At 75.0% G+C, this 24,820-nt stretch carries 15 protein-coding genes and 1 riboswitch; of the genes, 8 read left to right on the top strand and 7 right to left on the bottom strand.

Annotated elements, in window-relative coordinates:
* The first annotated feature begins 71 nt into the window (after positions 1–71).
* The 3 genes from ACFYNX_RS18660 (at position 72) to ACFYNX_RS18650 (ending at position 3,914) form a co-directional block, all read left to right on the top strand.
* Positions 72–1,256 carry a PP2C family protein-serine/threonine phosphatase gene (locus ACFYNX_RS18660; RefSeq protein ID WP_388662616.1) on the top strand — a complete coding sequence of 395 codons (1,185 nt, stop codon included), beginning with the start codon at positions 72–74 and terminating at the stop codon, positions 1,254–1,256.
* Positions 1,257–1,565: 309 nt separating this feature from the next.
* A riboswitch (cyclic di-AMP (ydaO/yuaA leader) is annotated at positions 1,566–1,716 on the top strand.
* Positions 1,717–1,727: 11 nt separating this feature from the next.
* Positions 1,728–2,873: a M23 family metallopeptidase gene (locus ACFYNX_RS18655; RefSeq protein ID WP_365544360.1), complete on the top strand. Its 1,146-nt coding sequence runs from the start codon at positions 1,728–1,730 to the stop codon at positions 2,871–2,873.
* An 87-nt stretch (positions 2,874–2,960) separates the two neighbouring features.
* Positions 2,961–3,914, top strand: coding sequence for an aldo/keto reductase (locus ACFYNX_RS18650; protein ID WP_388662614.1), 954 nt, complete (start codon positions 2,961–2,963; stop codon positions 3,912–3,914).
* Positions 3,915–4,092: 178 nt separating this feature from the next.
* Here the strand turns inward: ACFYNX_RS18650 and ACFYNX_RS18645 are convergent, their stop codons facing one another.
* From ACFYNX_RS18645 to ACFYNX_RS18630, 4 genes are all read right to left on the bottom strand, one after another.
* The gene (locus ACFYNX_RS18645) at positions 4,093–5,529 is read right to left on the bottom strand and encodes a PrsW family glutamic-type intramembrane protease (protein WP_388662612.1); all 1,437 of its coding nucleotides are present in this window, start codon (positions 5,527–5,529) and stop codon (positions 4,093–4,095) included.
* 67 nt (positions 5,530–5,596) lie between these two features.
* Complete coding sequence (trmB, locus tag ACFYNX_RS18640; RefSeq protein WP_388662610.1) at positions 5,597–6,394, bottom strand: tRNA (guanosine(46)-N7)-methyltransferase TrmB; 798 nt, start codon at positions 6,392–6,394, stop codon at positions 5,597–5,599.
* 204 nt (positions 6,395–6,598) lie between these two features.
* Positions 6,599–7,783: an L-2-hydroxyglutarate oxidase gene (gene lhgO / locus ACFYNX_RS18635; RefSeq protein ID WP_388662608.1), complete on the bottom strand. Its 1,185-nt coding sequence runs from the start codon at positions 7,781–7,783 to the stop codon at positions 6,599–6,601.
* Between the two features lie 173 nt (positions 7,784–7,956).
* Entirely contained in the window at positions 7,957–9,399 is a 1,443-nt protein-coding gene (locus ACFYNX_RS18630) for an MFS transporter (protein ID WP_388662606.1), read from the bottom strand.
* 569 nt (positions 9,400–9,968) lie between these two features.
* Here ACFYNX_RS18630 and ACFYNX_RS18625 point away from each other — a divergent pair.
* Complete coding sequence (locus ACFYNX_RS18625; protein ID WP_388663384.1) at positions 9,969–12,155, top strand: asparagine synthase-related protein; 2,187 nt, start codon at positions 9,969–9,971, stop codon at positions 12,153–12,155.
* Positions 12,156–12,335: 180 nt separating this feature from the next.
* Positions 12,336–15,749 carry an ATP-binding protein gene (locus ACFYNX_RS18620; protein ID WP_388662604.1) on the top strand — a complete coding sequence of 1,138 codons (3,414 nt, stop codon included), beginning with the start codon at positions 12,336–12,338 and terminating at the stop codon, positions 15,747–15,749.
* Here the strand turns inward: ACFYNX_RS18620 and ACFYNX_RS18615 are convergent.
* Together ACFYNX_RS18615 and ACFYNX_RS18610 are read right to left on the bottom strand one after the other, a co-directional pair.
* The gene (locus tag ACFYNX_RS18615) at positions 15,736–18,045 is read right to left on the bottom strand and encodes a sigma-70 family RNA polymerase sigma factor (RefSeq protein WP_388662602.1); all 2,310 of its coding nucleotides are present in this window, start codon (positions 18,043–18,045) and stop codon (positions 15,736–15,738) included. The two genes, ACFYNX_RS18620 and ACFYNX_RS18615, sit on opposite strands and share 14 nt — an antisense overlap.
* Before the next feature lie 206 nt (positions 18,046–18,251).
* Positions 18,252–19,040 carry a TetR/AcrR family transcriptional regulator gene (locus ACFYNX_RS18610; RefSeq protein ID WP_388662600.1) on the bottom strand — a complete coding sequence of 263 codons (789 nt, stop codon included), beginning with the start codon at positions 19,038–19,040 and terminating at the stop codon, positions 18,252–18,254.
* A 353-nt stretch (positions 19,041–19,393) separates the two neighbouring features.
* Between ACFYNX_RS18610 and ACFYNX_RS18605 the strand changes: the two genes are divergently transcribed.
* Both ACFYNX_RS18605 and ACFYNX_RS18600 read left to right on the top strand, forming a co-directional pair.
* On the top strand, positions 19,394–20,758 hold the full coding sequence (locus tag ACFYNX_RS18605; protein ID WP_365544338.1) for an NAD(P)/FAD-dependent oxidoreductase: 1,365 nt from the start codon (positions 19,394–19,396) through the stop codon (positions 20,756–20,758).
* 106 nt (positions 20,759–20,864) lie between these two features.
* Positions 20,865–22,496 (top strand): SpoIIE family protein phosphatase, encoded by a 1,632-nt coding sequence (locus ACFYNX_RS18600; protein ID WP_388662598.1) that lies wholly within the window; start codon positions 20,865–20,867, stop codon positions 22,494–22,496.
* On the opposite strand, the gene ACFYNX_RS18595 is transcribed toward ACFYNX_RS18600, so the two are convergent.
* Positions 22,493–23,779 carry an MFS transporter gene (locus tag ACFYNX_RS18595; RefSeq protein WP_365544334.1) on the bottom strand — a complete coding sequence of 429 codons (1,287 nt, stop codon included), beginning with the start codon at positions 23,777–23,779 and terminating at the stop codon, positions 22,493–22,495. The two genes, ACFYNX_RS18600 and ACFYNX_RS18595, sit on opposite strands and share 4 nt — an antisense overlap.
* 154 nt (positions 23,780–23,933) lie before the next feature.
* On the opposite strand from ACFYNX_RS18595, the gene ACFYNX_RS18590 reads away from it, so the two are divergent.
* On the top strand, positions 23,934–24,500 hold the full coding sequence (locus tag ACFYNX_RS18590; RefSeq protein WP_356549087.1) for a MarR family transcriptional regulator: 567 nt from the start codon (positions 23,934–23,936) through the stop codon (positions 24,498–24,500).
* The last annotated feature ends 320 nt before the right edge of the window (positions 24,501–24,820 follow it).

The raw sequence follows: 24,820 nt of genomic DNA, 5'->3' as shown, positions 1-24,820 counted from the left end.
GGAAGGGCGCGGTACGGGCCGCGGGCGGGCGGACCGGCGGGAGAGAACAGGTGGGGCACCCCCTAGGAGCGGTGGGTCGCGGGAGGCGGGGCGGTGAGGGCCGTCCCGGGTACCGGGGCGCCCGGCGGTTCATCCGCGCGCTGCCGCCGCTGATCATCGTGGGCGGCGTCCTCTTCGACGTGACGACCCCCGCCCCGTACACCGCCTCCCCGATGCTCGCCGCCGCCCCGCTGGTCGCCGCGCCCTTCTTCTCCCTGCTCACGACCCTCCTCACCGGGATCGCCGCCGTCCTCGCCTCGGTCGGCCTCTACCTCTTCAGCGACGACGTCACCCGCGCCCCGGCGGTCGCCGAGACCCTGACCGTGTTCACCGTCTCCGGGCTCGCCCTCCTCATCAACCGGGTGGTGCGCCGCAGCGGCGAGCGGCTCGCCTCGGCGCGGGTCATCGCGGAGACCGCGCAGAAGGCGGTGCTGCCGACGCCCGCCGAGCGGATCGGCGGGCTGCGGTGCGCGGCCCGTTACGAGGCGGCGCAGGCGGACGCGTTCATCGGCGGCGACCTCTTCGCCGTGCAGGACACCCCGCACGGGGTGCGGCTCGTGGTCGGGGACGTACGGGGCAAGGGCCTCGAAGCGGTCGAGGCGGTCGCCGTCGTCATCGGGGCCTTCCGGGAGGCGGCCGAGCAGGAGCGGACCCTGGAGGGCGTGGCGGAGCGGCTCGAACGGGCGCTGGACCGGGAGGGCACCCGCCGGGACAGCCTCGACGCCGTCGAGGGGTTCACCACCGCCGTCCTGGCCGAGATCCCGCGCTCCGACGGCAGCGGCACCTTCGACGGCTTCGTACGGGTCGTCAACCGGGGGCACCCGCCCCCGCTGGTGCTGCACGGGGACGGCCGGGTCGAGCCGGTCGATCCGAGCCGGCCGGCGCTGCCCCTGGGCATGGGGGACCTCGCGTCGTGGCCGGACCGCGCCGAGGCCCGGCCGTACCCGCCGGGCACGACGCTGCTCTTCTACACCGACGGCCTCTCGGAGGCGCGGAACGCGCAGGGCGTCTTCTACGACCCGGCGGAGCGGCTGGCCGGGCGGATCTTCCCCGGACCCGAGGAGGTGCTCGACGCGCTCGTGGACGACGTACGGCTCCACACGGGCGGCGGGGCGACGGACGACATGGCGCTGCTCGCGCTGAGCCGCCCGGCGGCGGGGCAGCCGGAGCGGCGCCGGACGATGCCGGTGGTCCCGCCCGGGAGGCCCCACCACTGACCGCCCCGCACCCCCGCCACGACCGCCCGCGGGCCCCGCCACTGACCGCACGCGGGCCCCGTCACGACCGCCCCGTACCCCCCGTCACCACGGGTAGTCGGAAGGTCTCCCTGCGATAACAATTGACGTACCGTCAGGTTGCGGGGGTTTTGCCATCCTCGGAGCCCGTCCCGCTGAAGGGGGGTCAAGTCGGACCATTCCCTGTCAATTCACTGAATGATCAAGGGGAACGGCTTGGAAACGGGACCCCCTGTCTATTAACGTTCGATAACGCAGCGCGGTCGTCCCAGCCGTCGCAAGAGACGGCACCGTGCGCATGCGCCGAATCCCGAAAGGGAACCGGGGAACCACCATTTGGGGTGAATCGAGCCCTTCGCACCCACCCGTGCGACCGGGCCCGTAGGAGACCTTCCTGCTCCGAACCCGTCAGCTAACCCGGTAGGCGAGAAGGAAGGAAAGGAGCGCGCCTCCGTGGCGTCCAACACCCCTGCCCCCGAAGCCCCCTTCGATGCCTTCGGCGGCGGTGCGGCTCCCTCCGTCCCGGACACCGAGTGGAACCCCACCGAGGACTCCCTCCGCTCCCAGAACCGCTCCGGCGGCCGGCACCGGGTCGTCAAGCAGCGCTCCAACTTCGCCCGTTCCTCCACCGTCCTCGGCGTCGGCGTCATCGCGGCCGTCGGTGCGGGCGGCCTCGCCACCGCGCAGGACAAGCCGCCGGTGGCCATATCGCTCCCGGACCTTCCGGACCTGAACCTGCCCGACGCCCACGACCTCCCCGGCGTCGGCGCGCTCCTGCCCGACCGGGAGGAGCGGGAGACGGTCCCCGCGGACCGCGCCAACCCGAACCCGCTGACCTCCGCCACGTACACCACCGAGACCGACGACCGGGCCGCGCGGACCGGGCAGGTCACGCGGGCGAGCCTGACGACCGCGGACGCCCCGGGCACCGCCGACGCCGGCGAGGCCCTGCGCGCCCGCATCCTCCAGCAGGCCGAGCAGCAGCAGGCCTCCGCCGACGCCGCCGAGAAGGCCGCGGCGGAGAAGGCGGCCGCCGAGAAGGCCGCCGCCGAGGCGAAGGCCAAGGCCGACGCCGCGGAGAAGGCCGCTGCCGAGGCCAAGGCACAGGCCAAGGCGAAGGCCGAGGCGGAGGCCAAGGCCAAGGCGGAGGCGGAAGCCCGCGCGAAGGCCGAGGCCGAGCGCCTCGCCGCGCTCGCGGCCAGCTACTCGATGCCCCTCTCCTCGTACACGCTCACCGCCACCTACATGCAGTCCGGCTCGATGTGGTCCTCCGGCTACCACACCGGCCTCGACTTCGCGGCCCCCACCGGCACCCCGCTCAAGGCGGTCCACGGCGCCACGGTGAAGTCGGCGGGCTGGTCCGGCTCCTACGGCTACCGGATCGTCCTGGAGCTGGAGGACGGCACCGAGGTCTGGTACTGCCACCTCTCCTCCATGACGGTCTCCGCGGGCCAGACCGTGGGCACCGGCGAGACGATCGGCCGCGTCGGCGCCACCGGGAACGTCTCCGGCGCCCACCTCCACCTGGAGGTCCACCCCGGCGGCGGCGACGGCGTCGACCCGGCGGCCTGGCTGCGCTCCAAGGGCCTGACGGTCTGACCCTCCCGGGAGCCGCCCGGGAACCGCACGAGAACCGCCCGGGAGTCGTGCGGAATAGGCCCGGCGGCGGAGACCGTTGATCACCCCATGACCTCTCTCCGTACGCTGGGCACGTCCGACCTCCACGTCTTCCCGCTCGCCCTCGGCGGCAACGTCTTCGGCTGGACCGCCGACGAGGCGCAGTCCTTCGCCGTCCTCGACGCCTACGCCGCCGCGGGCGGCAACTTCGTCGACTCCGCCGACGTCTACTCGGCCTGGGCCGAGGGCAACGAGGGCGGCGAGTCCGAGACCGTCATCGGCCGCTGGCTCGCCTCCCGCGGCAACCGCGACGACGTCGTCGTCGCCACCAAGGCCGGCGCCCACCCCCGGTTCAAGGGGCTCTCCGCCCCCACGATCAAGGCCGCCGCCGAGGAGTCCCTGCGCCGCCTCGGCACCGACCGCATCGACCTGTACTACACGCACTTCGACGACGAGTCCGTCCCCGTCGAGGAGATCGTCACCGCCCTCGACCAGTTGGTGAGGGACGGCAAGGTCCGGGCCGTCGCCGCCTCCAACATCTCCCCCGAGCGGCTCCGCGCCTCCCTGGACTTCGCCGAGGCCGAGGGCCTCGCCCGCTACGTGGCCCTCCAGCCGCACTACAACCTGGTCTCCCGCGAGACCTACGAGGGCCCGCTCCTGGAGACCGCCGAGCAGGCGGGGCTCGCCGCCGTCCCGTACTACGGCCTCGCCTCCGGCTTCCTCACCGGCAAGTACCGCCCCGGCACCAGCGTCGACAGCGCCCGCGCCGCCGGGGCCGGCAAGCACCTGGACACCGGGCGGGGCCGGGCCGTGCTCTCCGCGCTCGACGCGGTCGCCGGGGCGCACGGCGCCGAGCCCGCCACCGTCGCCCTCGCCTGGCTCGCCTCCCGGCCCACCGTCGTCGCGCCGATCGCCTCGGCCCGTACGGTCGAACAGCTCCCGGCCCTGGTCGCCTCCGCCGACCTGGAACTCACGGAGGAGGAGCTGACCCTCCTGACCGAGGCGTCGGCGATCCGGGACTGACGCCGGACGGGCCCTAGGGCCCGTCCGGCGGATCATGGCCGGGGCCGCGACGCCTGGCACGGCACCTCGCCGCGTTGCCGAAACGTCCCGATAGCTCCGCTATCGAGCCGCTCCGGCGCCTTGTGAGGCACCGCACCAGACGCCGCGGCCTACCCGACCCTGATCCGCCGGACAGGCCCTAACCGCGGTAGGGGTTGTAGCCGCCGTAGTCCAGGTACTGCGGCGGCGTCCACGCCCGGCCCGTCGCCCGGGCCGCGTACGTCAGCGCGGGCGAGGCGACCGCCCGGCGCTGCCACAGGTGGTGGAGCAGCTCCTGCTCGCGGGCCGTGAAGTCGGGCCCGGCGGTGCCGCGCCGGGCCCGGTCCCGCAGGAACGCGAGGGTCGTCGCGAAGGACTCGTACTCGCCGACGGCCCGCGCGCCCCGCTTGCCGTACGTCCGGGCGGCGTAGGAGCGGGCGAGCTGCCGGGCCCGCATCGAGGAGAGCGCGAGCGGCTCGTCGGGGGAGAGCCAGCCGGCCGCCGCGTACGCCGGGAGCTCCCCGGAGAGCGTGCGCAGCTCCCGCTGCCGGCTCCACACCGCCAGCCAGGTCAGCAGGCCGAAGGCCGGCATCATGAGCGCCCCGTACACCGCGTAGAAGGCCCAGGGGCCGCCGAAGGTGGCCGAGCCGTTCCAGGCGGCGTGCATGCCCATGGCGAGCAGCAGCCCGGCGAGCGGAAGCAGCACCTTCCGCAGTCGCTTCCCGCGCGGGGCCAGTGCGGCGAGGCCGAAGCCGATGCCGGTGAGCACGGTGAACAGCGGGTGCGCGAAGGGCGACATCACGACCCGGACGAAGAAGGTCCCGGCGGTCATCATGCCGATGCCGGTGGCGCCGACCTCCTGGTCCTCGCCGAAGGCGTTGCCGAGGTAGAGGATGTTCTCGGTGAAGGCGAAGCCGGTCGCGGTGAAACCGGCGATCACCACCCCGTCGACGAGACCGCCGAAGTTCCGGCGGCGGAAGAGGAAGAGCAGCAGGATCGCGGCGGCCTTGGCGCTCTCCTCCACCACCGGCGCGATGACGGTGGCGCCGAGGTGGTCGGCGGAGTCCGGGTCGGCGGTGGCCGTGGCGATCCAGCGGACCGCGAAGGAGTTCGCCAGGATCGCGACGAGCGCGGCGGCGAAGGCGCCCCACGCGAAGGCGAAGAGGAGGTTCTTCCACGGTCCGGGTTCGACCCGGTCGAGCCAGCGGAAGGCCGCCATCAGCAGCGGTACGGGGAGCACGGCGAGGGCCAGGCCGACGAGGAAGCCCTGCGTGCCCGTCTGCTCGCGGACCATCGCCAGGATGACCAGGGCGCAGATCGCGAGCACGGTGACCAGGCATATCGCCCGGACCAGCCGGCTGCGCCAGAAGGCCCGGCGCGGCCGGTAGCGCCACTGGGAGCGGTCGGCGGCGGCGGGGAAGGCCGGCTCCTCCGTGTCCCGGTGGGGGACGGGAGCGGCTTCGGCCCCGGGGCCGTGATCGGGTACGGGACCGGGGCCGTGATCGGGCGCGGGGCCGCGTCCGTGATCGGGTACGGGTCCGTGATCGGGACCGCGTCCGTGATCGGGACCGGCTTCGGCGGGGGCGGGGTTCGACACGTGAGCGACCCTAACGACCGGCACGGACGGAGGGCGACGCACTTACGGGCCGACCTGCCCCGCGGTGCTACTTCCTCCGGAAGAGGAGGTCGTGGACGACGTGCCCCTTGTCGAGCCCCTGGCCCTCGAAGCGGGTGAGGGGACGGAAGCCGGGACGGGGCGCGTAACCGCCGTCGGCCTGCGTGTTCTCGAAGTCCGGGTGCGCGGTGAGCACCTCCAGCATCTGCTCGGCGTACTCCTCCCAGTCGGTGGCGCAGTGCAGGACGGCACCGGGCCTGAGCCGGGTCGCGAGGAGGCCGAGGAACTCGGGCTGGATCAGCCGCCGCTTGTGGTGGCGGGCCTTGGGCCACGGGTCCGGGAAGTACACCCGACAGCCGTCGAGGGAGTCGCCGGCGAGCATCTCGCGGAGCAGGATGATCGCGTCGCCGTTGGCCACCCGGACGTTGGTGAGGCCGTTGCGGTCGGCGAGGCCGAGCAGATTGCCCTGGCCGGGGGTGTGCACGTCCACGGCGAGGATCCCGGTGCCGGGGTCGGCGGCCGCCATCTGCGCCGTCGCCTCGCCCATCCCGAAGCCGATCTCCAGGACGACCGGGAGCCCGCCGAACATCTCGTCCAGGTCCAGGACCCGCTTGCCGTCGATGTCGAGGCCCCAATCGGGCCACCGCTTCAGCATCGCCTCGGCCTGCCCGGCGGTCACCCGGCTGCGCCGCGGCTGGAAGCTCCGGATCCGCCGCTCGTGGTGCGAACCGGCGGGATCGGGCAGGGGTCCCTCTCCGGGGGCGAACCTTTGACTGCCCCGCCGCGCGACGGGCTGGGAGGCGGGGTCGGCGACGGGACGCGGGCTGTTCTCAGGCTGCTCAGACACAATGCGGCCGATTCTACGGGTGGGGGCGGACGGGCGCGGGCGGGCACGACGACGGCCCGCCGGGCCCCGGCCCCCGGAGGAGCGCGCGACCGGTGGCCAGGCCCTGTGCGGTGGCCAGGCCCTGTGCGGTGGCCAGGCCCTGTCCGGTGGCCAGGCCCCGTCCGATGGCCAGGCCGCGTCCGGTGGCCAGGCCCCGTCCGGTGGCTACAGGAACGCCAGCGCCCGCCCCGCCACCTCCCGCCCGATCGGCAGCGAGGCCGTCGCCGCCGGCGAGGGCGCGTTCAGGACGTGGACCGTGCGCGCCGCCTCCCGGATCAGGAAGTCGTCGACGAGCGTCCCGTCCCGCAACACCGCCTGCGCCCGCACGCCCGGCGCGGCCCGGCGCAGGTCGGACTCCTCCACCACCGGCAGGAGCCGCCGCACCGCCTCCGTGAAGGCCCGCTTCGAGAGCGAGCGGTGCAGTTCGCCCGCCCCGTACCGCCAGTGCTCCCGGGCGATGGCCCACGCGCCGGGCCAGGCCAGGGTGGCGCCCAGCTCGCGCGGGCGGACGACGGACCAGCCGTACCCCTCGCGGGCGAGCGCCGGGACCGCGTTCGGCCCGATGTGGACCCTGCCGTCGATGCCCCGCGTCAGGTGCACCCCGAGGAACGGGAACGCCGGGTCCGGCACCGGATAGACCAGGCCCCGCACCAGCGACGGATCCGCCAGCTCGTAGTACTCCCCCCGGAAGGGGACGATCCGCATCCCCGGGTCGTCGCCCGCGAGCCGCGCGACCCGGTCGCAGTACAGCCCCGCGCAGTTCACCAGGACCCGCGCCCGGACCACCCGCCCGTCCGCCGTCCGCACGGCGACCCCCCAGGGCCGCCGGTCGATCACGGCGGCCTCCGCGCCGTACAGGATCCGCGCCCCGGAGGCCTCGGCGAGCCGCTCCGCCACCGCCCCGTAGTCGCAGATCCCGGTCGTGCCGACGTGGATCGCGGCGAGCCCCCGCACCCGTGGCTCGTACTCGCTGATCTGCGCCGGACCCAGTTCCCGCACCGGGATGCCGTTCTCCCGGCCGCGCTGCACGAGCGCGTGCAGCCGGGGCAGCTCCTCGCGCGCGGTGGCGACGACGAGCTTCCCCGTCACCTCGTACGGAATGCCCCATTCCGCGCAGAACTTGACCATCTCGGCCGCGCCCTCGACCGCGAAGCGCGCCTTGAGGGACCCCGGCCGGTAGTAGATCCCGCTGTGGATCACCCCGCTGTTGCGCCCGGTCTGGTGGCGCGCGAGGGCGTGCTCCTTCTCCAGGACCGTGACCCGGGTGCCGGGGGCGGCACGCGTCAGCGCGTACGCCGTCGACAGACCGACGATCCCGCCGCCGATCACCAGCACGTCACAGTCGAACACCGGCCCCACCTCCCACCCCCGATACTGCACTGGCCCACTGACAACGCCGTGAAACCTCGCGCGGCCTCATGAGACGCGGTTCACCCGGAGGCGGGTGTTCAACCGGGGGTGGATGCCCGGCCTGGGGCGCGTGTCCGACCGGGGGTGGGTGCCCGTCCGGGCCCTCGCCGGTCTCACGCCGGAGTGACGAGCAGCGGCCGGGCGCGCTCCCGCAGCTCCATGACGCGCGGCTCGTTCCCGTACGGTTCGAGCCGGTGCAGCAGGTCCCGTACGTACTCGGTCGTCCGCGCCGACGAGATCCGCCCCGCCACCTCCACCGCGCGCGTGCCGGCCGCGCAGGCCGCGTCCAGGTTGCCGGACTCCAGTTCGGCGACGGCGGACACGACGAGCCGCAGGCCGTGCGAGCGGACGAACTCCTCCGTCGGCCGGGACAGCGCCTGTTCGGTGAAGCGGCGCACCTCGCGCGGCATCCGCAGGTCCCGGTAGCACTCGGCGGCGTCGGCGCAGAACCGGTCGTACGAGTAGAAGCCCAGCCAGGTCGGGTCGGAGTCGCCCGCCCGCGACCGCTCCAGCCACCCCTCGGCGGACTTGAGCGCGGCCGCGGCGGCCGTACCGTCCCCGGCCTTCGCGTGCGCGCGTGCCTCGACGAGCCGGAAGAAGGACATGGTGCGGGCGGTGGCGAGCCCCCGGTTGCGCTCCAGGGCCGCCTGGGCGAGGTCCACGCCCTCGTCGGCGAAGCCCCGGTAGGTGGCCTGGAGGGACATGGACGCGAGCACGTAGCCGCCGAGGGGCACGTCGGCGGCGGCCCGGGCGAGCCGCAGGGCCTGGATGTAGTAGCGCTGGGCGGCCTCCTGCTGCCCGGTGTCGAAGGCCATCCAGCCGGCGAGCCGGGTGAGTTCGGCGATCGCGCCGAACAGGGCCCGGCCGACCTCGTCCGAGTACGAGCCGAGCAGCAGCGGGGCCGCGTCCACCCGTAAGCACTCGGGGACCATGGACGAACGCCAGTCCCCGCCGCCGTACTTGGAGTCCCAGCGGCGCGCGTCCTCGGCGGCCTCGCGGAGTTTGGCGACGTCGCTGTGGCCCACGCGCACGTGCTCCGGCGCGGGCGCCACCGGGACGCCGGCCCCCGGGCGCGGGAGTTGCCGCTCCACCGACGGGTCGGCCGGGGTTATCAGCCAGCGGGACGCGGGCGTGGCGTAGGCGCTCACCGCGAACGACCCGGCGAGCGACTGCCAGATGCCGCCTCCGCCGGCCCGCCGCCCGGCGAGGTCGAGCCGGTACAGGTCGGTGGCCGAGCGGACCGCCTCGCCCACGTCGCGCGGGAAGGCGAGGCCCACCTCGGGCGCCGGATCGGCGTCGGCGAGCCCTATCTCGTGCAGCGGCACGGGCCGGCCGAGCTTCTGCCCGATCGCGGCGGCGATCAGGTGCGGGGCGGCGCCCTGCGGCACCATGCCCTTGGACACCCACCGGGCGACCGAGGTCTTGTCGTAGCGGAGCGTCAGCCCCCGCTGCGCACCGAGGTCGTTGACGCGCCGGGCGAGCCCGGCGTTGCTGATTCCCGCGAGGGCGAGAACCGTGCCGAGCTTTTCGTTCGGCCCGCGTTGCTCCCTGGACATGACGCCACCCCTCGACAGCACAGACGGCCGCCACGACGCCGGGCATAGGCGTGCGGCATTCGTGAGCACAGCGTAGTTCGCCGCATCCCTACCGTTAAGGGGCGCTGTTCCGTATGGCGAGATTGTTGTGTGACCAATCGGCGCGGGGGGCCGTCGGGGCGACGCGTGCTCCGGCCGTGTGGCCGTGCGCCCGGCCGTGCGCTCTCGTCCGGCCGGCGGGGGAGCGCTTCCATCGATAGCGCGTGGGTCGGCCCATTCGGCCGGGGTCGGAGTCCCGGACCAGTGGGCTGGGGGACACCGCCGCCCCATTCCCCGCGGGCGGCGGACGGCGCCGGGAGGCGGAAACGCCTCCCGGTCGGCCGGCGGTCCGTGCAGAACGGGCCGCTCCTGTTCGTTCCCGCGCGCCTCATAAACCTTCGTGCGCGGTCGATATTCGGCCGAATGTCGCCGGTGTCCAACTGGCCCATGCCAGGGGCGCATTCGGCTTTCGCGCGCGTGCACCCGGACACCGCCCCGTGCGCCGTTGTCGTGGCAGCATGTCTCCCACCGAAACGGACGTGGAGGCGCCGATGCGATGGCTGGTGGGCTGGAGCAGTGTCGCCGCGAGCTTCGCAACGACCGGGGGAGCACGGGCGGGAGCGGCGAACGGCCCGTACGGCACGGGCCCGGCGGTCCACGACGCGTACGACCCCTACGGTACGGACCGGATGACGGCGGCCGAGGGGCGCACGGTGCAACCGGTGGGCGCACAGCTCCTGTGGGGCGGCCCCGACCCGCTCTGGGCGGTCGGCGACTGGCGTCCCGACGAGGTCCGGGTGGTGGCCGTCGACGACCGCACCCACATCGCCGTCCTCGGCTGCTGCGCCGCCGGCGACGACGAACTGCGCAGGGCACTGCTCACCGCGCGCGGGGGCGCCCTGCGGCACCTCACGGCCTGGCCGGGAAGCTACACCGCCGTCGTCAAGGCCGGTCGCCGCGTCACCGTCACGGGTGACCTCGCGGGGGCCCGGCCGGTCTTCCACACCCCGTGGCAGGGCGGCACCGCGTACGCCACCGCCGCCCTGCCGCTCGCCGACCTCGTCGAGGCCCAGCTCGACATCGGTCACCTGGGCGCCCTGCTCGCCTGTCCCGAGACCCCGGAGGCGCTGCGCGACTCCACCCCCTACGAGGGCGTCCGCCGGGTGCCGCCCGGCCACGCGCTGATCCTGCGGGAGGGCTCGCGCGAGATCACCGGGTACGAACAGGTCGCCTCGCTCGCGGTCGCGGCCCCCGAGTCCGACCCCCGGCAGGCCGTCGAAGGGGTCAGGGACGCCCTGGTCGAGGCCGTGCGCGCCCGGCTCACCGCCCCCCGGCACGCGCCCGAGGCCCCGCTCCCCGACCCCGGCCCGGTCCCCGGCATGGGGCCCGCCGACCGGCGCGCCGCCCGGGGCGCGGGCCCGGCCCCCGGCATCGGCGCCGATCTGTCCGGCGGCAGCGCCTCCGGCACCCTCGCCCTCCTGGCGGCCGGGCTCCCGGGGGTGCCGGGCACGATCACCGGCCACGGCACGGGCGCGGGGGAACGGCTGCTCGCCGTCACCTTCAACGACCTGGCCACGCGCGCGGGTTCCGGCCGCGCGGACGAGCTGAAGCGGGCCCGGGAGCTGGCCGCCGACCCGCGCCTGCACCACGTGGTCGTCGCGGCCGGCGAGGAGGCCCTGCCGTACGCCGCCCTGGACGGGCCGCTCACCGACGAGCCGGGGCCCGCGCTCGTCACGGCCGAACGGCACCGGCGGCGGCTCGCGGGCGGCAGCGCCGACCACTTCACCGGCATGGGCGCCAAGCAGGTCCTGGACGCGCACCCGGCCCGCCTCGCCGACCTCCTGATGGACCGCAGACGCCGCTCCCTGGTGCGTCCCGTCACCGCGCTCGCCAAGGCCTCGGGTCCTTCGGCGGGCGCTCTCCTGGTGCCGCTGACCGTGTACCGGGCGGCCCGCAAGCTGGCCCGCACCCCGTACCGCACGGGGCTGGAGACGGCGGCCCGGCGGGTCCTGGAGGCCAACCGCACCGCCCCCGACGGCTTCGGCCCCCTGGAGGCCTCCCTCTCCGCCCTCGCCTGGTCGCGCCCGGGCCCGGCGGCGCGCTGGCTGACGGGGGAGGCGCTGGCGGAGGTATCGGTTCGCCTGAACCGGGCGGCGACCCTCCCGTCCTCCGTCCAGCGTCCCGGCGAGGCACGCGCGCGTGCGGCCCTCGTCCGCGCCGCCGCCGACCACCGCGTCCTGGAGCAGGCCGCCGAGATCCGCGGCCAGCGGCTGCACGCCCCCTTCCTCGACAACCAGGTCGTACGGGCCTGCCGTTCCCTCCCCGAATCCCTCCGGGTCCAGCCGGACGCCCGCGCCGGCATCCTGCGCACGGTCCTGACCGGCGCCGGCGTCCACGACCTGCCGCCGGGCTGGGGCGCCCCCCATCCGGCCGTCCCGGCGGCCGCCGCCCGCGCGGGCCTGCGCGCCGCCCTCCCCCAGCTCCTGGCCCTCTTCGACGCGCCGCTCCTCGCGGACGCGGGCCTGATCGAGGCCCGCACGGTCCGCGAGGCCCTGCGCGCCGCCGCCGACGGCGCCCCCGTCCCCCTCGACGGCCTCGCCGACCTCGTCTCCACTGAACTCTGGCTCCACCGCCTCCTCGCCCGCCGCGGCTCCTGCTGGACCAGCACCACGGAACCGCGCGCCCACCGCGCGGTCCAGGGTCCTTTGATCCCGGCGTCGCGGTCGCTTCCGGCGTGAGGGCTCGCAGGAGACCTCCGGCACGACCACGAGTCCGTCCACGAACAGGGACGCCCGTCCCGATCCCGGCGCCCCTGGGCTTCACCCTGGACACGGCCGCGTTCTGACGTCCGTCCGTCTCCGGGGCGAGCCCGGGTAAACCCCGAGGCGTCCGCGCGGGCCCGCGGTCACAATGAACCGGTGCGGTATCTCATCCTCGGCACCACCGAGGCCCTTCGGCCCGACGGCACCCCCCTGCCCCTCGGCGGTGCCCGGCTGCGCGCGCTCCTCGCCGCGCTCGCGCTGCGCGGCGGGCGGCCCGTCTCCGTCGGCGAGCTCGCCGACGACGTGTACGGGGACGACCCGCCGCAGGACGCGCCCGCCGCCCTCCAGGCCCTGGTCGGCCGCCTCCGCCGGGTCCTCGGCAGGGAGGCCGTCGCCTCCACCCCCGGTCCCGGCTACCGGCTCGCCGCCGGACCCGACGACATCGACCTGTACGTCTTCGAGCGCCGGACCGCCGAAGCGGGCGCCCGCCTCGACGCCGGCGACCCCGACACCGCCGCCGCCCTCCTCCGGGAGGCCCTCGGCCTCTTCCGCGGCCCCGCCCTCGCCGACCTGCCCGACCCGGCGGGCGTCCGGCCCGAGGCCCAGCGGCTCGCCGCCCTGCGCCGCCGCGTCGAGGCGGACCTGCGCCGGGGCGCCACCGACGGACTCGTACCGGAACTGACCGAACTCACCACCGCGTACCCGTACGACGAGGCCTTCCACGCCCACCTCGTCCGCGCCCTGCGGGCCGAGGGTCGCCACGCCGACGCCCTCGCCGCGTACGAGACGGCCCGCCGCACCCTCGCGGACGCCCTCGGCACCGACCCCGGACCCGAACTCACCGCCCTCCACCGCGAACTCCTCGCGGGCCCGACCGCAGCGACCACACCGACCGCATCGACCTCACCGGCCGCGCCCCCCGCCCCGGCCGGGGGACCCGTCCCGGCCGAAGGGCCCGCCGGCAACATCCGCCCCCGCCTCACCTCCTTCGTCGGGCGGGAGCCCGAGCTCGGCGCGCTCCGGGCCGACCTCGCCGCCTCCCGGCTCGTCACGCTCACCGGACCCGGCGGAAGCGGCAAGACGCGGCTCGCCGAGGAGGCCGCGCTGCGGGCCGGGGGCCCCGCCCCCTGGATCGCCGAGCTGGCCCCGCTCGACGACCCCGGGGCCGTCCCCGGCGCCGTCCTCTCCGCCCTCCGCCTCCGAGAGACCAGCCTGATCGCCCGCGACGGCGCCCCCCTCCAGAGCGACCCCACCGCCCACCTCGTGGAGCAGCTCGCCGACCGGCCCCTCCTCCTCGTCCTCGACAACTGCGAGCACGTGATCGACGCGGCCGCCGCCCTCGCCGAGACCCTCCTCACCCACTGCCCCCGGCTCCGGATCCTCGCCACCAGCCGCGAACCCCTCGGCGTCCCCGGCGAGACGGTCCGCCCCGTCGAACCCCTCCCGCCCCACCCCGCCCACCGCCTCTTCGTCGAACGCGCCCGCGCCGTACGCCCCTCCTTCGACCTCACGGGAGACGTGCCCACGGGAGACGTGCCCACGGAGAACGTGCCTCCGGGAGAGGGGCCCGCCGGGGACGCCGACGCGGCCGTCGCCGAGATCTGCCGCCGCCTCGACGGCCTGCCGCTCGCCATCGAGCTGGCCGCGGCCCGCCTCCGCCTCCTCACCCCCCGCCAGATCGCGGACCGCCTCGACGACCGCTTCCGCCTCCTCACCTCCGGCTCCCGCACCGTCCTGCCCCGCCAGCAGACCCTCCGCGCGGTCGTCGACTGGTCCTGGGACCTGCTCGAACCGGACGAGCGCACCCTCCTCCGGCAGGTCTCGGTCTTCGCCGGCGGCTGGGACCTCGCCGCCGCCGAGGCCCTCTCCCCGCACGCCGCCGACACCCTGGGCGCCCTGGTCGACAAGTCCCTCGTCGTCGCCGCCCCCACCGAGGACGGCGAGATGCGCTACCGCCTCCTGGAGACCATCCACGAGTACGCGACCGAGCGCGCCGCCGAGACCCCCGACCCGCTCGCCGCCGCCGAGGCCGCCCACACCGCCCACTTCACCGCCCTCGCGGAGACCGCCGAACCCAAGCTGCGCTCCGGCGAGCAGCTCCCCTGGATCGACCGGCTCGAACGCGACCTGGACAACATCCGCGCCGCCCTCCACCGCACCCTCGTCACCGCCCCCGACGAGACCGCCGCCCTCCGGCTCGTCTTCGCCATGGGCTGGTTCTGGTGGCTGCGCAACCACCGCCCCGAGGGCCTGGCCTGGGCCGAGCGCGCGGTCGCCCTCGGCGACGACCCGGAGGACCCGGCCGACCCGCGGTACTGGCCGCGGATGCGCCTGCGGATGCTGTACTTCTTCCTCGCGATCGAGAACCACACCGTCGCGGAGCTCCGCGACGACCCCGGGACCCTCGCCCTGGTCCGGCGGGTGCGGGCCGCGTTCGGGGACGAGCCCGGCCCCGAGGCCGCCCGCTTCCCCGGCCTGCTCTGGCCGTTCACCGAGGCCCTCGGCGAGATCCCCACCGAGGAACCGGACCGACTCCGCGCCCTCCTCGACACCGCCCTCGCCAACTGCCGCCGCCACGGCGGCGACTGGGAGGTCGGCGTCACCCTCATGTTCCGCACCCACATGGTCGTCGACATGCCCGGCACCCTCGCCGACGTGGACGAGGACCTGGCCGAACTCCGCACCCTCGCCCGCCGGGTCGGCGACCGCTGGATGGGGGCGCAGATCGCGAGCGCGGCGGCCGAGGCGTACATGATGCGCGGCCGGTACGAGGAGGCCGGGGCGGACTACGAGGAGGCGCTCCGCCTCGCCCGCGAGGTGGGCGCCCACGCCGAGAGCCCCTTCCTCCTCGCCCGGCTCGCCGAGATCGCCTACCGCTCCGGCGACATGGACGCCGCCGGCAAGGGCCTCGCCGAGGCCTCGGCGGAGGCCGACCGCCACCGCGTCAAGGACGCCCGGCCCTTCATCGCCTTCCTGAGTTCCGCCATCGCCCTGCACCGGGGCGAGATCGACACGGCCTGCGCCCACGCGGAGGAGGCGAGCCACCTGGTCGAGGCCGGCAACCCGCCGCCGCACTTCACCGCCGCGGTCATCGGACTCGCCGCCCGCGTCGAGGCGTACGGGGGCGTGGGCGCCGCGGCCGTCGCCTCCGCCGCGTCCGCGCTGCGCGCCGCGCGGGACGCCCGGTGCGCCGACCTCATCGCCGCGACGCTCGGTCAGGGGCTCGCCGTCGCCCTGTCCCTGGCGGACGAACCCGCCCCCGCCGCCACGGTCCTGGCCGCCGTCGACTCCTGGCGCCGCGAACTGCCCCGCGCGGTGCCGGAGCTGGAGGAGGCCGAGGCGGTGACGGCCCGCTCGCTCGCCGCCCTCGGCGCACCGGGTCTCGCCGCCGCCCGGACGGCGGGCGAGGGCCTGGACCTCGACGGGGTCCTGTCCCTCGTGCGGGACCTTCCCGGGGAGCTCCTCGGGGATCTTCCCGAGAGCCTTTCCGAGGATCTTCCCGAGGGGCTTTCCCGGGACATTCCCGAGGACCCCCCAAAGGACTCCCCCGACGGGATCAGGAGCAACTGATCCGGGACTGCGCCCAGTCCGCGATCGCGGCCCGTCCCAGCGGGCCGGTCTCCTCGACCACGAGCCGGAGCCTGGAGCGGCCGGTGATGTCGACGTGCACCGGGACCGGCGGGTCGCCCGCCTCGACCACGCCGGACCGCCAGAGCCGCTCCCCGTCCCCGTAGACGGAGAAGCGGACGCCGCCGACGCCGAACAGGGCGCTCAGGTCGTCGACGCCGACCATCGCGTCGTAGCTCGTGCACCGCCGGTTGAGGTCGATGACCACGGAGGACGGCGCGTGGACGCTCACCCCGTACGCGTACCGGGTGCCGCCGGCGGAGAGGCCCTTGCGCTGCCACAGGAAGCCGCTCTCCGCCAGGGACACCTCGGGCTTGGTGCCGTCGCCGAAGATCCCGTAGTCCAGCTCGTCGACCTGGTAGACGGTCGGCGGCGCGGGCGCGGGGCTCGGCGGCGGCTCGGGCGTCGGCGCCGGCTTCTGGGTCGGTTTCGGGGCGGGCTTCGGCGTCTGCTTCGGACTGGCCGGCGGCGCGGGCCTCGGCGTCGGCTCCGGGGACGGCGACGGGGGAGGCGTCGGTTCCGGCTCCGGAGAGGGCGCCGACGCCGGAACCGGCCCCGGCTCCGGGGCGGGCTTCTCCGAGGCGGGCTTCTCCGGGGCGGGCGCGGTCGTCGGCGCGGGCGCCGGGGCCTCGGCCTTCACGGGCGGGGACGGCGGTACGGGCTTCGGCGGTGGCGGGGGCTCCTGCGGCACCACCGGGGTGACGACCGGCTGCGAGGGCTTGGGCGCGGCCACGGGCTCCGGGTCCCCGGCCATGGCCCAGACGAGCCCGGCGGCCGCGGCGACGGCCACGGCCGCCGCGATCCCGGCCTTGGCCGGGGTGCCGAGCCCCTCGGCGGCGGCACCGCCCGGTGCGGCGCCCCCCGAGGACCCGGAGGCGGCGGCCGCCGCGCCCGCCCCGGCCGCGGCGGCGGTGCCGCCCGCGACGGCCCCGGCCGCCTTGAACGAGTACCCGGCGGCGAACCAGCCGATGACGGCGACCGGCAGCAGCGCGGGGATCCCGGCGTTCACGTGCGCCAGCTCACCGGCGGCGAGCCGGCACTTGGCGCACTCCTCCAGGTGCTTGCGCAGGCCGCGTTCGGCCCGCATCCGCAGCCCGCCGCGCGCGTAGGCGCCGAGCCGGTCCGCGTACCGGGCGCAGTCGCCGCCCGCCGTCAGGGACTGGCTGACGTGGGCCTGGAGGTAGGCCTGCTTGAGCCCCTCGCGCGCCCGGCTGGCGAGCACGGCCGTGGCGTTGGCGGTGAGTCCGAAGAGCGGGGCGACCTCGCTCGGCGACTCCTCCTCGACGGTGGTGTGCCACAGCACGGCCTGCCACCGCTCGGGCAGCGAGCGGAAGGCCTGCAGGGCGAGCGACTGCTCGGCCTCGTGCATGGCCAGGACGTCCGCGCCGAGGTCCGTCGTGTCCTGGTCGGAGACCTCGGAGGAGCGGGCGGCCTCCGCCGCGAACACCGCGAAGTCCTCGACGAGGTGCTCCCGCTTCTGCGTCCTGGCCCAGTTCGCCGCGACCCGCCGGACGGTGGTCATGAGGTAGGCGCGCACCGCCTGTTCGGGCCCGGCCCCGCCCCGTACGGCCTGGAGGGTGCGGGCGAACACCTCGGCGGTGAGGTCGTCGGCGGTGTGCGCGTCGCGGCAGCAGGTCCTGGCGTACCGGCGCACGGCCCCGGAGTGGCGGCGGAACAGCTCCTCGTACGCCGAGTCGTCGCCGTCCCGCATGAGCTGGACGAGATCGGCGTCGGAGGGCGGCAGGTCGAGTGGCGGCGGAAGGACTCCGTCGTCCCCGGCGTCCCCATCGGTTCCGGCGTCCCCATCGGCTCCCGCGAACCCGTCCTCCGCGGACCCGTTCTCCGGGGACCCGCCCTCCGTGAAGCCGTCGCCCTCCGCGAAGCCGGCTCCGCCTTGCCCGGTCCCGGCCGCTCCGGCCCCGGTGCCCGCCCCCGCGACGGTCCCGACGCCTTCCCCGGCCCCCGCCCCGGCGGACTTCCCTTCACGCTGCTGCGGAACGCCCGCGTCGAGCGACTCGCCGTACCCGGGTGAATCGCCGTACCTGGGCGGACCGCCGTGTCCGGGCGACTCGCCGTACCCGGAAGAACCCGGCGCCCCCGGTGGCCCGGCCGAAGAGACACCGCCCGCACCGGAGGAACCCACCGGTCCGCCCTGGCTCGGCACCTGCCGGGCGGGCAGACCCCCGGCCTCCGCGGTGCCGCCGTTTCCCAGTGGCTCGTCCCGACCCTCACCGCTCATCGCGGAAGCCCCCGTACGCATGCTCAGAACCGAACACCGGCCAAGCCTGCCACAGAGCGCGGGCACGCCGAAGCGGCCCGTCCACTTACCACTCGTCCGGGGCGACTTCCCGTATCCGGGCGCAACCGCTCACGCGTTCGTGGCATGCTCGACGGTCCGCCCGGACCACCGGGCACGCGTCGGCGAAGGAGAAGGAGCGGCCGTCCCTACCGGGACCGCAGGCCCTCCAGGAGGATGTCCAGGAGCCGCGCCGAAGCCGCCGCCTGCTGCACCGCGTCCGGCAGGGCCGGCGCGGCGGTGGCGATGACGAGGAGGACGTCCGCCACGGTCACGTCCGTCCGCAGCTCGCCCGCCTCCCGCGCCCGGTCGACCAGACGCCCGACGACCTCCAGGAGCTCGGCGGCCCCCGCGTCGTCCCGCTCGTCCGCCGGCACGCCGCGCGGCGCGACCACCCGCGCGTCCGCCTGCCCGTCGACGCCCCGCTGGTACGGCACCCGGGCCGCGTCGTCCGCGTCCCCGGCGACGGCCGGCAGCACGGAGTCGTCCACGCCCACCCGCAGCACCTGCGGCGGCAGGAGCCGCCCCGCGCCCGAGGCCACCGAGGTCCGCAGGAACCGGGAGAGCGCCGACCACGGCTCGTCCTCCTGGCCGAGCGCGGTCCGCGCCTGCTCGGTCAGCCGGGCGGTCTCCTCCTCGGCTATCCGGCGCACCAGCACGTCCTTGCTGGGGAAGCGCCGGTAGACGGTGCCGACCCCCACGCGCGCGCGGCGCGCGACGTCCTCCATCGGAGCCCCGTAGCCGAGCTCGCCGAACACCTCGCGCGCGGCCCGCAGGACGTGCTCCAGATTGCGCTGCGCGTCCACCCGCAGCGGCGCGGACCTGCCGCCCGCCGACAGCGCGCCGCCGCGCTCGGAGCCCACGGCTCCCGCGGCCCGCGCGTCGTCGACGGCCAGCGCCCCGGCGCCCGGCTGCCAGTGTGAATCCTGCATCTGCATAAGCGTTCCCCCGCTCATGATGTCTCCCCCCGGAGACTCCCCGCCCTGACACGGGGGTTCCGGCCGACGAGCGCTTCGGTCCACGCGCTCCCACCCGACACCCCGACGAAGTACGAACATAGTTGAGTCGGAGTCAATTCAGAAGGGGGTGTTCCGCACGGTGCGCCCCCCGATCGGAGCAAGGCCCGGTTCACTCCCCTTTCCCACCCCCCGCCGCACCCGGCCCGGCCTCCGTGACCTGGGCGGATCACGGCCCGCCGCCCGCGCGCGTCACCCCGCGCCTCCACACCCCTCCGGTCACACAATTCGTCGAGCCTGTGGACAAACAACGGGCGGGAGTGCGTCATGGGACAGTGACCGAACCTGCGCGCATTCTCGTGGTCGGCGGTGGATACGTCGGCATGTACACCGCGCTGCGCCTCCAGCGGCAGCTCAGGGCGGAACTCCGATCCGGCGCCGCCGAGATCGTCGTGGTCACCCCCGAGCCGTACATGACGTACCAGCCGTTCCTGCCCGAGGCCGCGGCCGGCTCCATCTCCCCGCGCCACGTCGTCGTACCGCTGCGCCGCGTCCTCGACCGCTGCCGGATCCTCATCGGCGAGGTCCGGTCCGTCGACCACGCCCGGCGGACCGCGACCCTCTCCACCCTCGCCACCGACGAGGAGGGCACGGGCCCCGTCGAGCTCGCCTACGACGAGCTGGTCATCGCGCCCGGCTCCGTCTCCCGCACCCTCCCGGTCCCCGGCCTGGCCGAGCACGGCATCGGCTTCAAGACCGTCGAGGAGGCCATCGGCCTGCGCAACCACGTCATCGAGCAGATGGACATCGCCTCCTCCACCCGCGACCCCGCGATCCGCGACGCCGCCCTCACCTTCGTCTTCGTCGGCGGCGGCTACGCGGGCGTGGAGGCCCTCGCCGAGCTGGAGGACATGGCCCGCTACACCGCGCGGTACTACCACAACATCAAACCCGCCGACCTGCGCTGGGTCCTCGTCGAGGCCGCCGACCGGATCCTCCCCGAGGTCGGCGGGACGATGGGCCGGTACGCCGTCCGCGAGCTGCGCGCCCGGAACGTCGACGTGCGCCTGGGGACCCGCCTCGACTCCTGCGAGGACCGGGTCGCCGTGCTCAGCGACGGCACCCGGCTCCCCACCCGCACCGTCGTCTGGACCGCCGGGGTGCGGCCCGCCCCCCTCCTCGCCGCCACCGACCTGCCGCTGGACGCGCGCGGCCGGATCCGCTGCACCGCCCGGCTCTCCGTCGAGGGGGTCGCACACGCCTGGGCCGCCGGCGACGCCGCCGCCGTCCCCGACGTCACCTCCGGCGAACCCGGCGGGGAGTGCGCGCCCAACGCCCAGCACGCCGTCCGCCAGGCCCGGGTCCTCGCAGAGAACATCACCGCCTCCCTGCGCGGGCAGCCGCTCAAGGAGTACGCGCACGCGTACGCGGGATCCGTCGCCTCCCTCGGCCTCCACAAGGGCGTCGCCCACGTCTACGGACGCAAACTCAAGGGATACCCGGCGTGGTTCATGCACCGGGCCTACCATCTGAGCCGGGTCCCCACCTTCAACCGGAAGGCCCGCGTCCTGGCCGAATGGACCTTGTCCGGCCTGTTCAAACGGGAGATCGTCTCCCTCGGCTCCCTGGAGCACCCCCGCGCCGAATTCGAACTCGCCGCCTCCCCGCCACCCGGCGACGACGACAAGCCGTCGTCCTGACATCACTGTCAGTGCACACGTCCGCACCGGACGTGTGACCATAGGTGGACTCACACCTGCACAGCGTGACTCTGCACGGCACCGACACCACGAGGCATACAGATCCGTGAACTTCACCCGTTGGAGCGCCCGGCTCCCCGGCACACAGCGCCGCACGGCGCGGGGCACCGAAGGCTCCGTGCCCGCCGCCCGCGGTGAGCACGGGCAGCAGCCGGAGCGGCCGGCCGACGTCGCCGAGGACGTCCCCTCCCTGGAGGACTTCTCCGTACGGGAGCTCCTCGGCCGCCTCCCCGGCCTGGCCGCGCTCGTGTACGGCCCGGAGCACCGCATCGCGTACGTGAACGAGGCGTACGCCGCCGCCTTCGGTCCCCGCACCCCCGGCGCCACCGTCGCCGACACCTGCCCGGAGGCCGAGGAGCTGGGCCTGCTGCCCCTCATGGACCAGGTCCTGCGCAGCGGCAAGCCACGTACGGTCAAGTCCCGCCGCACCCGGGGCGGCGGCTCGTACACGGTCACCTGCCTGCCCGTCGGCAGCCCCCGCCTCGACGGCGGCGCCGTCCTCGTCCACGCCGCGGACGTCACCGACCACGCCGAGGCCGCCGAGCGGCTCCGCGCCAGCGAGCGCAAGCACCGCCAGACCGCCGTCACCCTCCAGCGCTCCCTGCTCCCGCAGGAGCTGGAGCAGCCCGACGACCTGCGGATCGCCGCCACCTACCAGCCCGGCGGCACCGACGCGGCCGTCGGCGGAGACTGGTACGACGTGATCACCCTCGGCGCCGGCCGCACCGCGCTCGTCATCGGCGACGTGATGGGCCGCGGCGTCCGCGCCGCCGCCGTCATGGGCCAGCTCCGCACCGCCGTCCGGGCGTACGCGCGCCTGGACCTGCCCCCGCACGAGGTCCTCCAGCTCCTCGACGGCCTCGCCGCCGAGATCGACGCCAGCCAGATCGCCACCTGCGTGTACGCGATCCACGACCCCAACGAGGGCAAGCTGGTCTACGCCTCCGCCGGCCACCTCCCGATCCTCGTACGGGACGAGGACGGCACCGTCCGCCAGGCCGACGACCCCACGGGCCCGCCGCTCGGCACCGGCGGCTGGCTCCACACCTCGGGAACCATCGCCCTGCCGCCCGGTTCCACCGCCGTCCTCTACACCGACGGCCTGGTGGAGCGGCGCCGCGAGGACATCGACGAGGGCGTCGCCGCGCTGGCCCGCGCCCTCTCCGGCGCCAGCGGCACCCCGCAGGTGGTCTGCGACCGGCTCCTGCGCTCCCTGGGGGTGACCGCCGACCACGACGACGACGTCGCAGTCCTGGTCGTCCAGCACCCCTCCCGGGAGGGGACGGACGCGGAGCTGTTCCACAACGCCGCCCTGGAACTGCTCGGCGGGGTCGAGGCGGCCCCCCGCGCGCGTGCCTTCGCCTCCGGCGTCCTCTCCAGTTGGCGCTTCCCGGTCGAACTGCGCGACCTGGGGGTCCTGGCCACCAGCGAACTGGTGGGGAACTCCCTCCAGCACGGCACCCCGCCCATGCGCCTGCGGCTGCGCCGCACCGACCGGCGCCTGATCATCGAGGTGACCGACGGGGACGACCACCTGCCGCGCCGCCGCAGGGCGGAGACGGAGGACGAGGCGGGTCGCGGGATCTCGATCATCGCGACGATCGCCTCGTCCTGGGGGAGCCGCCGCACACCGGGCGGCGGCAAAGCGGTCTGGTGCGAGTTCGCCCTGAGGGACTAGGACGCCCTGACCGGCACGTCCTGCTCGACCGGTTCGGCCGGCTCGTGCCGGACGACGACCTTCGACGGCCGGAGGGCCAGGGAGGGCTGGTTCTGCTCGGGTGTGAGCTGCCTGCCGAGCCGGACGGCGAGGAAGGTGATCCCGAGCGAGAAGAGGACGAAGGTCACGATGTACGGCCCGTGCAGCGCGGCCCCCATGGGCCCGCCCACGGCCGGACCGACGGCCAGCGCGAGCTGCTTCACCAGGGCGAAGGCCGAGTTGTACGAGCCGACCATCGACTCCGGCGCCAGGTCGGCCACCAGCGGGGCCACGGTCGGCGACAGCATCGCCTCGCCGAGCCCGAAGAGGGCGTACGTGGAGACGAAGGCCGCCGTCGCCATGGTCTGGCTGCCGTGCCCGAGGCCCGCGTACCCGGCGATGATCCACGCCAGGGTCCAGATCAGGCCCACGGCCGCGATGACCCGGGTCCGCCGGCGGCGCTCGACGAACTTGAGGACCAGGAACTGGGCCAGCACGATCACCGCCGTGTTGGCGGCGAGCGCGAGGCCGAGCGCGGACGGCTGGATGCCGGCGGCCTCGGTGCCGTACGCGGCGAGGCCCGACTCGAACTGTCCGTAGCAGGCGAAGAAGAGGACGAAGCCGAGGACGCAGAGCTGCACCATCGCCTTGTGCCCGAGCAGCGCGCGCACGCCGCCGCCCTTGCCGGCGCCGGACGGGCGGGCGTCCTGGAGCGCGGGGGAGCCCGGCATCCGGACGGTCCCGACGATCCCGGCGAGCACCAGGAACATCGCGGCCTCGATCGAGAACAGCAGGATGAAGCTGCCCGGCCGGCTGGTGTCGACGAGCTGGCCGCCGATCAGACCGCCGACGCCGAGGCCCAGGTTCTGCAGGAAGAACTGCATGGCGAACGCCCGGGTGCGCCCGACGGGCGTCGAGCACCAGACGATCATCGTGGCGAGGGCCGGCTGGAGGACGGCCGTACCGGCGCCGAGCAGCGCCGCGGCCCCCACGGCCGCCGGCACGCTGGAGGCGAAGCCCATCCCCACCGCGCCCACGGCGGCGACGACCGAGGCCACGAGCAGCACGGGCACGGGCCCGCGCCGGTCGATGGCCCGCCCGCTGAAGGGCAGCACCACGAGCGCGGCCATGGCGAAGACGGCGAGGACGATGCCCGCCGTCGCCGCGCCCAGATCCCGCACCTGCGCCACGTACACATAGAGGTACGGCACGGTGAAGCCGAGTCCGAACGCGCTCAGCGCGCTGCCTGCCTGAATCCGGCGCATCTCCGCGCCCCTCGCCTTGGTCACACTCACCCACTTCGGTCGCGGGTTCAGGCCTGTAGCCCTGAACCCTGAAGACTTAAAAGCTAAAGTTAACGTCTCAACAGTACACATGGAAGGACTTCAACGCCAACGGAGCCCGTGGGATACTCGCCGCATGTCCGAGAAACCCGAGCGATCCGGCCCGCAGGCCCTCCAGGAGCCGAGCCTCGACGAGCAGATCGCCGCCTACCAGCGCGAGTTCCGTGACCTCGACCCCCAGGTCGAGAAGGTCGTCTCCGCCCTCGGCCGGCTGAACCGCCGGATGAACGTGGCGTACGGACGCCAGCTCGCCGACCTCGGCATCAGCAACGCCGAGTGGGAGGTCCTCAAGACGCTGGTCCTCTCCGGGGAGCCCTACCGGCTCGGCCCCGGCGAGCTGGCCAAGCGCCTGGGCCTCACCCCGGCCGCGATGACCCACCGCATCGACCGCATGGCGGGAGAGGGCCTGGTCACCCGCGACCGCGACGAGAACAACCGGGTCCGCGTGATCGTCGAGCTCACCGACGAGGGCCGCACGAAGTGGCTGGAGGCCATGCGCATGGCCACGGCCTTCGAGGAGGACCTCCTCCAGGACCTCAGCACGGAGGAGAAGGGCGTCCTCGGCGACGTGCTCATCCGCCTCCTCCGCCGCGTGGAGCACACCCAGCCCGACGCCGGCGGCCGGCTGACGGACCTCGATTGAGGCCGTGGGGCCGGGGGTACGGGAGGGGGTTGACACACCCTTCCCGGATGCGTAGTGTTCTCCGAGTTGTCACGGAGCCGGAACGGTTCTGCGACAGCCACTCCCGCCGCTGATGCGGCACCTCTACTCAGCACGATCTCCCTCCCGGGAAGAATTTCGGCATGCCGAAATTCATTTCGAAAGACTCGATTATGAGCCGCCGGGGAAATCCGCTAGAGTTTGAGACGTCGGAACGGCCCAACAGCCGGAAAGACAACTCCCGCTGACCGGGAATCAGACGCCGAAAGGATCTGATAGAGTCGGAACCGCCGGAAGGGCCC

The organism is Streptomyces sp. NPDC007872, from assembly GCF_042868165.1.
Taxonomy (GTDB): Bacteria; Actinomycetota; Actinomycetes; order Streptomycetales; family Streptomycetaceae; genus Streptomyces.
Note: the sequence above shows the minus strand (reverse complement) of the source record. Positions and strands in the feature narration are given on the sequence as shown.